Below are 11003 nucleotides of genomic sequence, written 5' to 3'. Positions count from 1 at the left end.
CCGGCTTGACCCATGATGATGTCAACCGGGTTGTTGTCGCCGAGACGCGGCAACGCGAAGTTGAGTGCCACTGCGCAGACGAAGGTCAGCAAGTACCAGAACGCCTTCTGCAGGACATAACGTAGCATAGGATATTGTTTAAGCATTTGTAGTCCTTTATCCTTTATTTAGCAAGCTTCAAATTCCAAAGGGTCTTCGTACCCGAAGCTACCCACGGAAGCTGAGCGGGAGCGTACGGGTTCTTTTCGGTCGGCCAGTTCGTCCAGACGCGGTCGCTGAATTCGTAGAACTGTTCCGGCAGGTAAACCAGCGGAATGGACGGCTGGTCTTCCATGAAGATCTTGTTGAGTTCGCGGTAAGCAGTTGCGATAGAATCGGCGTTCTTCATGAGCGGGATTGCATTGAGAAGCTTATCCACTTCCGGACGGAAGTTCGGAGTACCCGGCTGGTTGTAACGGCCAATGTTCGTGCCGGCCCAAGCGCCAAGCGGCTGCCAGTCGCGGCTAGCCATGATTTCGTTGAAGCGGCTCCACGGGAGAGACGGCGTCACGTCAGCAACAGGCTTGTGCATGATGAGGTCAAAGTTACCAAGACCCATGGCCGGCCAGTAAGAACCGCCATCCACGAAGCCTTCACGGATATCGATACCAGCCTTGCGCATACCTTCAACAGCGATAGTCACCATGGCTTCCCAGTCGGTCCAGCCGTTCGGGCTCGTGATGTACATCGTCGGAATCTTTTCGCCCTTGGCGTTTTCCATGTGATCGAGCGTTCCATCGCTGTTCCATACAGACTTGTAGCCAGCTTCGGAGAGCATCTGCTTCACCGTTTCGACACGTTCCTTTTCGTCGGTGATCGTGAGCTTGACACCATACTTCGCAAGATCTTCGTCGCTGATGTACTTGCCTTCGAGAGCGGTCGGCATGATGAGGCCCGGCTTGATCTGGTCCGTGTAGTCGGACACGGCAAACTTGCGGAGAGCCATGTAGTCGATAGCGGTTGCAAGAGCACGGCGGAAGCGCTTGTCGTTAAGCGGTTCCTTCATCGTGTTGATGATGAGCATCGGCATTGCGCCCGGCAAGAAGTACGGCGGATTGTCGAGCCAAGTGTGCACGCCAGCGCCAGCCTTGCGGTTGATACGCGGGATGTAGCTCTGAGAAGCATCGAGGTTGCCGCTACGCATAGCGATCGTGTTATGTTCGTTGTTCTTGTAAATCGGGTGGACGATGTACTTCGGAGCGGGGAGCTTGCCTTCGTGAAGGGCGGCGTTGCCCCAGTAGTCGTCGCGACGTTCAAGAATAATCTTGTTCGGGTCAGCACTGCGGAGAGCGTACGGACCGGAAACAACCGGGTTCTGGTCCATCGGGAGTTTCTTGACTTCGTCCTTGGAACCGAGCTTTTCGATAAGCGGTTCGAACACGTGAGCCGGAACGATGCGGATAGCCTGCATCAAGTCCATCACAGAAAGCGGGTTGTTACGCTGCTTCTTGTTCACGAGGAAAGCAATGCGTTCCACTGCACCTGCCGGTTCGGACTTAATCGTATCAACATGAATGGCAGAAATCTGTTCGCTTGTATTGATAGAACCCATCGTGTAGATGAACTTCACGTCGCGAGAAGTGACCTTTTCGCCATCGCTCCAACGTGCAGCAGGATTCAAATCGACAACGATACTGTCGTTGTTCTTGCTCACAAGCGTACCCAAAAGCGATTCCACTTCACCCGTCAGGGAGTTGTACGTCAAAAGCGGTTCGTACATCAAGTTGAAGCGGCCACTCACAGGCCAAGTCGTCATCCAGCTTTCAGCAAGGGGGTTGAACGTACCAGGAGCATCATTCTGCTGCCCAGACAAATAGAGCGTTTCCTGACGCGGCAAAGAACCGCTGGCGAGCTCGTCTTGCGATGAGCTACCGCACCCAAAAAGTGCGCCAGTTGCAGAAAGCACCAAGGCCGTTCTAGCAATCGATTTCAGTCCAATCATTTGAGTCCTCTTAGAATAGGGCCCTCGGGGGTCCTTTAATTGAAAATTCAAATGTAATATAGATTATTCCGCATGAAATTTATTTTTCAACTTGGTAAAAAAGCATTGATGATTTCGCTTTTTGAATTAAGAAATTTTTACATTTAGAAAAGTTTACTTAACAAAGGCTAACGCCCTTTAATCCCTTATAAAAACATCATGCGGGCGGGGCCCCAGCTCAGAGTTGCGAAGGCCGCACGGGCCCCTCCCTGCACCCTCCCCATCCTTGGCCGACGCTCTTATTCTCACAACAAAAAAAACTTGTCGTTCTTTAGCTAATCTTCCCGCTTTATCTATAAAAAAGCCGCAAACAACGCTTATACATTATTTGCGGCAACATATCTCAATTCTACAAAATGGTTTTAGAATTTATAAGCCTTAAAGGTCTCTCTAGGTGGAACATCTGTCGTTTTTGACGAGAAATCATAATACAAGCCAGTTCCATCTGATTTAATAACAATGGAATAATTTCCCCAATCCCATCTTAAATTTAATCCAGCTCTATAACAAATTGCTAATTCGCCTCGAGTTCCTCCCTCATATAACACAAATCCAATATTAGGCTCTTCTCTAAAATAGCCTACCTGAAAACGAACTTTACTTGAGCCACCATACTTGTCTATAGCATACCACCGTTCAACCCCACCTAATTCACTTTCAGAAATAACTTTTCCACTTAAAACTAATTGTCTATCACGTGGAGCATATTCAATATATTTTGTTTTATCCATTAATGCGCAGGATTGCGTCATAATCGAAATAATAAAAAGAACCAAGAATAAAGCAATTCTTTTTAATTCAAATTTCATTATAGACCTCTATAATTATTCCATTTAAAATAACATCATAAATTTAAATAATCAATGCAATTAAGTCAAACAACCACCATCCTTGACAGATTCACCGACGGTGCAGTATTCGGCAACTTGTTCGCGGAGTTTCGTGCCGCGAACTTTTCCGAGCAAATCAATGATATCTTCGAGCGGCGCGTCCATAAACGCTTCGGCGCTTTTGTACTTGCTCAAAATCTTGACGCGGGTTTCGTGACCGACGCCCGGCATCTTGAGCCATTCGACTTCGAGATCTTTTTTGCGTTTGCTGCGCTGATACGTGATAGCAAATCGGTGCGCCTCGTCGCGCGCGTTCTGCAATAGCTTTAGCGCAGGGCTTGTACGGTGCAGCACGATGCTTTTGCGGTCATCGGGGAACACGATTTCTTCAAGGCGTTTCGCAAGCCCAATGAGCGGCAAATCCTTATCGTGACCAAGTTCCTTTAAAATCTGCATCGTGGCATCGACTTGGCCTTTACCGCCATCGCACACCCACAAATCGGGCATCGGGATTCCTTCGTCCTCTAAACGGCGGATGCGACGGGTCATCACTTCGCGCATGCTCGCAAAATCATCGACACCCGTTACGGTTTTGATGATAAACTTGCGGTAATTGCTCTTGTCGGGGCGACCGTTCTTGAACGCCACAAGGCTTGCGACCGTGTTCGTTCCAGACAAATGAGAAATATCCACGCACTCGATGCGGAACGGAGTCTTCTTTAAGCCGAGAACTTTTTGCAGTTCAAAAACGCTGCCGTCGATTTCGCTATACTTCTGCACTTCGGCTCGCATTTCCACGAGAATCATATCGGCGTTTGCTCCCGCAAGTTTCAAAAAGCCGAGTTTTTCGCCGCGCTGCGGATTCGTGAGCACAACCTTGTGCGTCGTCTTCGAGGCAAGCGCCTGTTCCATGGATTCGCGTTCCGACAAATCTTCGGGCAGGGGCACATCTGTCGCAATTTCACCGGGAATAAATTCCACGTCCATGTACCACTGCACCACCATTTGGCTGAAAATTTCAGTCTCGTCTTCTTCGAGCTTGCATTCCAAGCGGTAATGGCGGCGACCGCAAAGCACGCCATTGCGGTATTCAAAAATCACGGCAGCAGCCATCGTACCATTTCGACGTAGCGAAATCACGTCCATACAAAGATTTGCATCAGTCACGTCCGTTTTCTGGTGCGCACTCGTCGCCTTGAGCGCCTGAATCGCATCGCGCTTTTTTGCGGCAGCTTCAAAGTCCATGCGTTCGCTAGCCTCGAACATCTCACGTTCCCAAAGCGTAATCAAGTCGTCGCGTTTTCCACCTAACAACATTTGCGTCTGCGCCACTTTTTTGCCGTATTCTTCGCGAGTCACCAACCCCGCGCACGGAGCTTCGCAACGCCCAATGTGGTAATTGAGACAAGGCCGCACAGAACGATTCAGAGGCAACTTCAACTTGCATTCACGTATTTTGAACAACCTTGCAGCAATATCCTGCAACTGGTGGATCATTCGCGAACTCATGTAAGGGCCGTAATACAAGCAGCCATCCTTCTTCACAGAACGGCTCAAGAACAGACGCGGGAACGGTTCATTCACGGAGAACGCCAAGTACGGAAAATGCTTATCATCTTTCAGCAATACGTTGTACTTAGGCGTATGTTTGCGGATCAAGTTCGCTTCGAGAATCAATGCCTCAGTTTCGCTCTCCGTGATAATCCACTCGATGTCGCGGATGTAAGGTAACATAAGGGTCGCCGCCCGATGCCCAGCATGGTCACTCCCATCAAAGTAACTCGACACGCGGTTCTTTAAGACCTTCGCCTTGCCAATGTAAATGATTTTTCCTTGGGCGTTCTTCATGATGTAAACCCCCGGCAATAGAGGGAGTTCCGCCAGTCGTCGCTCAATATGTTCACTTACAGGAATCATGATTTTCAGAAGATAGAATTTTTTACGCTAGAAAGCCTCATTTTTTCATTTTCTATCCATCTCATTATAACAAAATTTTATATATCTTACATAGGAAGTTTTGTACCCCGATAATTATGGAGAAACAATGAATTTTGAAAACATGAACTTGTTGGCGCAGAAGGTGGAAAATGTCCTTGGGACCGTCCGAGCCTTGCGTGAAGAAAATGCCAAACTCAGACAGCAACTTGAAGGCTTCGCATCACAGTCAGAAGACCAGAAAAATTTGCTGGAATCCACCCAAGCAAAGATTGCCGACTACGAAGCCGCGCTCAATGCGAGAGCCAATCAAGTCGCCGCTCAAAATGATGCTATTAACGAAAAAGAAAGCATCATCAATAGTTTAAACGAACAACTTAACGAAAAGAACAACATTATCGATTCCCTCAACGGCCAAATCGCCGAGAAAAACGGAATCATCGACGCGCTCAACGCACAAGCCGCCGACAAGGACAACTTCATTAATTCTCTCAATTCGCAGATTGCCGAAAAGAACAGCGCACTCGACTCCGAGAACGCACAAATTAACGAGAAGAACAACATCATTGATAGCCTGAACGCTCAAGTCGCCGAAAAGAATGGCATCATTGACAGCCTCAACGGCCAGATGAACGAGAAGAACGGCATCATCGACAGCCTCAACGGCCAGATGAACGAGAAGAACGGTATCATCGACAGCCTCAACGGCCAGATGAACGAGAAAAACGGTATCATCGACAGCCTCAACGGCCAAGTCGCCGAAAAGAACGGTATCATCGACAGTCTCAACGGTCAGATGAACGAAAAGAACGGTATCATCGACGCGCTCAACGGCCAAATTAACGAAAAGAACAATATCATCGACGACCTCAACGGTCAAATCGCCGAAAAGAACAACATCATCGACTGCCTGAACGGCCAGATTGCCGAAAAGAACGACACTATCGACAACCTCAATGTCCAGGTCCAGAGCCAGGGCACAGAAATTGCCGAAGCCCAGAGCAAGTTCCAGCAGCTCCTTTCTACAATCGAAACGGAACTCGGCACCGAACTCAACATCAGCGAACCGGCCCCCGAACAAGCGGAACAACCCGCCCCCGAACCGGTCGTGACAAAACCGCAAGATGAAACCCCAGACCTGTTCGCGAGCAATGGAGGCTCGCAACCCGGTTTTTTCGGCTAAGGTGGATGTTGGATAACGATCCTTTTGGCGTAGGAATGAAGTAATATGGCAAACGAGACACTTAGATCAGTTAGCATTAACGTCGCTCAAGAACGCATCCACATCCGCACGGACTTGCCCGATACGGACTTGAAGGAAATTGTCGATTTCATCGAAAGTCGTCTCGATAATTCCTCGAAATTCAAACTGGAGTTGAAAAAGCAGCTTTGCCTGCTCGCCGTGGAACTCACTTCCGAAATTATCGAACTGCGCAAGCAGTTGCGCATGGCCAAAACGCATCACGAACTGATGGACAAGGATATTAGGGAACTTTCGCTCCTGCTGGACGAAGGAGTTTCCAAAGCCAACAGCCAAATTTAAGCTAAAATCCGCATTTTTCATCAATATTCAAAATCTCGGTAACACCACCGAGATTTTTTCATTAAAAAAGCGCTTTTTACCTTCAAAAAGAGGATTTGCGGGCCGTAATCTATTTTTTAATATTTTTTCTATTGATTTTGAATTTAAAGAAAGTATATTATAAGCGGGCATCCCACGGATTTTACACCCGATCTAACAGGAAAAATTCAGCTCGTTGCTCTTGTGGTTCAGTTTAGGCGCGCTCTGACGCGAAAAACAAATCCCCGAGGCGCTGCTATCATTTATAGATAAGTAGTTTCGAGTGTTCGCACCGTAGGAGATGCCCTTTTTTTATTGGGGCAAAAATGGAAATTTCCGAGAAGATATCAGAACTTTTAAAGATTGCAGAAACAGAAGATATATTTGACAAGGCCGTTGTCGGCTACCTGCTCCCAGACGGATCAAGCCACACCGTCACATTGAATACCGCCGAAGATACGGTTTTTGACATCGCCTCGCTCACGAAGGTCTGCCCGACCTCGACACTTGCACTGACTTACATTCTCGAAAGCAAGCTTTCGATTGACGCAAAAGTCATCGACTTCATCCCGGAACTCAAGACAAACTACCGCAACGAGATTTACGTTTCGAACTTGCTCACGCACAGTTTGGATTACCGCATCCCGATGAAGACGCTCACGGCACTCCCGCCCGAAGGGATTCTCGAAGCACTCTACACGTACCAATTTGAAGCTGCTCCAGGAACCGTGTTCAACTACGGAAACCCTGCAAGCGTTTTGCTCGGCATTTTGCTGCAACGGCTAACAGGCAAGAATCTGCAAGAACAAGGTAACGAAAGATTCTTTACGCCGCTCGGCATGACGCGAACCGGCTACGACCCGCTCGCCCGCGTCCCGAAATCCGAAATCGCCGCCACTGAACTTTGCGAGTTCCGCCACCGCGAAATCCAAGGCGAAGTTCACGACGAAAGCGCCTGGGTGCTGCAAAAGCTTTTCCCCGTCGGGAGTGCCGGCATGTTCAGCTGCGTGCCCGACCTCCTCAAGTTCGTCAAGATGATTATGATGGACGGTAAATTCGAGGACAAGCAAATCATCCCCGCCGGAGTGCTCGACATCGTAAGCCACAATGCATTCCCCGACGGTTTCGGTGCGTGCGCCGCCCTCGGCTGGGAGCTGAACGCGCCACGCTTCATGGGCACGAAGGTCTCGCCGCGAGCTTTCGGCAAGACTGGCTTTACAGGTGCAAGCATCGTCGCGGACCCCGACAAGGGCGGTGCCGTCATACTTCTCAGCAACTTCACGTACCCGCACCGCGAACCGAACGCCGACCGTATCCACGCCTTCCGCGCGAAACTCGCGGACGCGTTCTTTGAAAAGCTTTAGTGGCTAATTCAGCGGTTGAAAATGCCGAAAATGCAAAAGTGGCGGTGAAATGAAACAAAAATGTGCATTTTCACCGCCAAAAATTAATTTATCTATACAAAATCAGGCTGTTTTTTACCATTGAGGGTTATGTCGGCGGTGAAATAGTGCAAAAAACAATAAAAACACCGCCACAAAAAATCATTTTCACCCGTTTTATCGCAAAAAACGCACGTACAAACTAAAAAATGGCGGTGAAAATGACGAAAAATTCCGCATTTCACCGCCAAAATAAAAAAAAACAGTCAAAAATAGAAATCCGTTAGCGGCCTGCGGCCTTGCGGAGCATTTCCTTGCGCTGGGCTTCAGCGAACATCTTCGCCATTTCCATGCGGTTATCGAGGATTTCCTTCTTTTTCGTTTCTTCCTTGCAGTTCACGCACTTGGTCGCCGTCGGCACAGCCATGAGCCTTGCCTTCGGAATCAACTGGTTGCAGACCTTGCATACGCCGAACGTGCCGTTCTTGATGCGCTTGAGAGCTTCTTCAAGATAAACGAGGTACTTGCCTTCGCGAGCCGCCAACGAGAAGTTGGTTTCAAGCGAATTGTAGTCCGTCGCAGAATCAGCGCTATCAGAATCACCACCATCACCGGACTGGGATTTCTGGCCCTGGAACACGTTCGCTTTTTCGGATTCGCTTTGGGCAGTCACGAGTTCGCGCCTCTTTTCCAAAAGCATTTCCTCAAAAAACTTAAGATCAGCATCGCTCATCTTTACGGGTTTCTTCTCAGCCATATTAAACTCCTTCTCTGTGAGTTACACTGTGATAAGTACCGCTTTAAATTATCTTTTTTTTTACAAAAAGAACAATTAAAATAAGTTTTTTTCAAAAAAATTGTTGACAAAACGTTAAAAAGACCATGGATTCTATCGGCCATCAACTAATGACCAACGACTATCGACCTCAAAACCTACGGCCTACTTCCTACTAACCACTAAAAAATATCCACATTGAGTTTGAGGCCACTGCTTTTCACGCCTGCAATCAATGCGTCGAAGTTCTTTTTCAAGAGGTCAACTTCCTCATTAATTTGGGTAAACTGGGTCTTGAACGTCGTGACCGTACCCTCTCGCTCATCAATCGACTGGATTAACGCAACACTCTTTTCTTTCAATGCGTTAACGCGATCCACGACTCCATGAACACGGTCTAGAAGTTCGTTAGCCTTGGCAGCAGCTTCGCCACCACGGTCGGAAATTTCCTGCAACGAGCTTTCTAACTTTCCTGTTATTTCGTGACAATCATCGAGCAGGCCATTCACGAGAGACTTCCATTTCAGGATATCGGCTTTCGCCACGCGCAAAATCTTTCCCGCCTTATCCGTCACGCGGCCCACCCGCTGCCCGATTTCGCCATTTGTCATCGTATCGATAAAAGCCACCGATATGAGCTTGATTTCTTCAAGGTCCTTGAAAACTATAGCGAGATTCTTCGAAATTCCAGACGTACCTTCGTCATAAAGACCGCTCACGGTATCGCCCTCGGCAACCAGCTTGCTAGAATTCCCGGTAATGACGCTCATTTCGCGTTCGCCCATCAGCCCCGCCGTCACCAAGCGAAACTCGGAATTTACAGGGATTTTCGCATCGGCAAGGACTCGGGCCGTGACATAGACAGCATCTTCGGTGAGTTTTACATCCATGATTTCGCCCTTGACTATGCCACGGACGCGGACAAAGTTTCCTGGAGAAAGCGTTCCGATAGTCTCGTACTTGACCACGAACGTATAACGTTTGTGGTAGGGGCTCGCCGGATGGTAGAAATAAGCCGCAAGCCCGCACGAGACCACGATCACGAGAAAGACAAAAATTGCAAGAATATTCTGTTTGATTTTTATCAGCAAACTATTCATAGAAAGACCAGTTCTGCGGATTAAAATCTAGCAAATCATCTGTGAACTCGCCTTTCGCCTTCGCCTTAATCTTCTGCAACAGCGACTCGTTGAATTCTTGTGCCACGTTCTGCCCGCTCATTTTCATGAGGGCGTTCATCGCAATGACTTCGGAAATGACGGTCATGTTCTTGCCGGGGGCGACAGGCAATACCACTTTCGGAATGCTCACGCCCATGACGTTCTCTTCCATTTCGTTAAGGCCGGTGCGTTCATACGAAACTTCTTGCCGCCACTGCTGGAGTTCGACAATCATTTCAATCTTTTTCACCTTACGGATGGCATGGATGCCAAACATCGAGCGGATGTCCAAAATGCCGACCCCGCGAATTTCCATGTGATGCCGTATCAAGGGGTCCGGGCGCCCGATGATGGACTTGCCCACGTGACTGATGTGGACAACATCATCTGCCACCATGCGGTGTCCGCTTTCGACAAGGTCCAAAACGCATTCGGACTTGCCCACATTGCTGTCTCCCACATAAAGCATGCCCACGCCATAGACATCCACGAGACTTCCGTGGATAATGGCATGCGGCGCAAAGAACTCTTCGAGAATCCGCTGCGCCATCTTGAAAAATTCAAACGTATGGAGCGTCGTCGAGAACAGCGGGATATGCAAGCGGTTGCACATCGCCTTGAGCTCTACATGTGGTGTCTGCGCATGCGTCACAACCCACATCGGTGCGCGGAATACAGACAGATTTTCAAAAATTTTTGCACGGGCATCCGGGCCAATGGATTCCAGATAATTCCATTCCGTATGGCCGACGATCTGAATCTGCTGGGAGCTGTAAACTTTAGTATAACCCGCCATGGCAAGGCCTGGGCGGTGAAGTCCGCTTTCTTCGATGCAAGAATCCAAATCTTCGTCGGGAGAATGCGACACCAACTGCAAATCCTTGCCGTAGCGAATAAAAAAGTCCCGCACCGGGAAACGTTCGCGGTGCAGGATCTTGATGTCTTTCAAACGGTCAGCCATTACGTCAATTCAGAGATAGGCTGAGCTCTATGATCGTTCTGCTTGTCGTTGGCCTTCTTGAGCTGGACCTTGATGCGTTCAAGCGTCACATCGACAGCCTTGCCCATATTTTCTTCGTCGGCAGAAGCGTTGATGACAGACCCCGTAATGTTGACGGAAATTTCGCAATGGCGCTGGTGTTCAACTTCATGGTCTAGAATAACAGAAGCACTCGTAATATTCGGGTAAAATTTGGCCAATTTATCCATTTCTTCCTGAATACGGTCCTGAAGACCTGCCGACGCGTTAAAATGACGAGCAGAAAACTGAATATCCATGATGAACCTCCGTTATGTTAATGTTAATGATGATTAACTATTTAAAATTCTCTTGGAACTTT

At 48.4% G+C, this 11003-nt stretch carries 10 protein-coding genes; 3 read left to right on the top strand and 7 right to left on the bottom strand.

Annotation, left to right across the window (positions count from 1 at the left end; genetic code table 11):
* Positions 1–163 precede the first annotated feature (163 nt).
* The 3 genes from IKG78_RS02955 to uvrC all read right to left on the bottom strand — a co-directional run bounded on the left by IKG78_RS02955 (position 164) and on the right by uvrC (position 4767).
* A complete protein-coding gene (locus IKG78_RS02955; protein ID WP_290939018.1) occupies positions 164–1981 on the bottom strand; it encodes an ABC transporter substrate-binding protein in 1818 nt (605 codons plus the stop codon).
* A 401-nt stretch (positions 1982–2382) separates the two neighbouring features.
* On the bottom strand, positions 2383–2829 hold the full coding sequence (locus IKG78_RS02950; protein ID WP_290939015.1) for a hypothetical protein: 447 nt from the start codon (positions 2827–2829) through the stop codon (positions 2383–2385).
* A gap of 60 nt (positions 2830–2889) precedes the next feature.
* A complete protein-coding gene (uvrC, locus tag IKG78_RS02945) occupies positions 2890–4767 on the bottom strand; it encodes an excinuclease ABC subunit UvrC (protein WP_290939013.1) in 1878 nt (625 codons plus the stop codon).
* Positions 4768–4894: 127 nt separating this feature from the next.
* Here uvrC and IKG78_RS02940 point away from each other — a divergent pair, with 127 nt between their 5' ends.
* The 3 genes from IKG78_RS02940 to IKG78_RS02930 all read left to right on the top strand — a co-directional run bounded on the left by IKG78_RS02940 (position 4895) and on the right by IKG78_RS02930 (position 7710).
* A complete protein-coding gene (locus tag IKG78_RS02940) occupies positions 4895–5968 on the top strand; it encodes a glycosyl transferase family 2 (protein ID WP_290939010.1) in 1074 nt (357 codons plus the stop codon).
* A 45-nt stretch (positions 5969–6013) separates the two neighbouring features.
* Complete coding sequence (locus IKG78_RS02935) at positions 6014–6328, top strand: hypothetical protein (RefSeq protein ID WP_290939007.1); 315 nt, start codon at positions 6014–6016, stop codon at positions 6326–6328.
* A 344-nt stretch (positions 6329–6672) separates the two neighbouring features.
* Entirely contained in the window at positions 6673–7710 is a 1038-nt protein-coding gene (locus IKG78_RS02930; protein WP_290939005.1) for a serine hydrolase domain-containing protein, read from the top strand.
* Positions 7711–8011: 301 nt separating this feature from the next.
* On the opposite strand, the gene IKG78_RS02925 is transcribed toward IKG78_RS02930, so the two are convergent.
* The 4 genes from IKG78_RS02925 to raiA form a co-directional block, all read right to left on the bottom strand.
* Positions 8012–8485: a TraR/DksA C4-type zinc finger protein gene (locus IKG78_RS02925; RefSeq protein ID WP_290939002.1), complete on the bottom strand. Its 474-nt coding sequence runs from the start codon at positions 8483–8485 to the stop codon at positions 8012–8014.
* Between the two features lie 200 nt (positions 8486–8685).
* The gene (locus IKG78_RS02920; RefSeq protein WP_290939000.1) at positions 8686–9603 is read right to left on the bottom strand and encodes an MlaD family protein; all 918 of its coding nucleotides are present in this window, start codon (positions 9601–9603) and stop codon (positions 8686–8688) included.
* Positions 9596–10624 carry an HPr(Ser) kinase/phosphatase gene (hprK, locus tag IKG78_RS02915; protein ID WP_290938998.1) on the bottom strand — a complete coding sequence of 343 codons (1029 nt, stop codon included), beginning with the start codon at positions 10622–10624 and terminating at the stop codon, positions 9596–9598. The genes IKG78_RS02920 and hprK overlap by 8 nt, the downstream gene beginning before the upstream one ends.
* Complete coding sequence (gene raiA, locus IKG78_RS02910) at positions 10624–10941, bottom strand: ribosome-associated translation inhibitor RaiA (RefSeq protein ID WP_290938996.1); 318 nt, start codon at positions 10939–10941, stop codon at positions 10624–10626. The genes hprK and raiA overlap by 1 nt, the downstream gene beginning before the upstream one ends.
* Positions 10942–11003: the final 62 nt, after the last annotated feature.

This window comes from Fibrobacter sp., from assembly GCF_017545445.1.
In the GTDB taxonomy this organism is placed as follows: Bacteria; Fibrobacterota; Fibrobacteria; order Fibrobacterales; family Fibrobacteraceae; genus Fibrobacter.
This window is presented reverse-complemented; position numbering and strand designations above follow the sequence as displayed.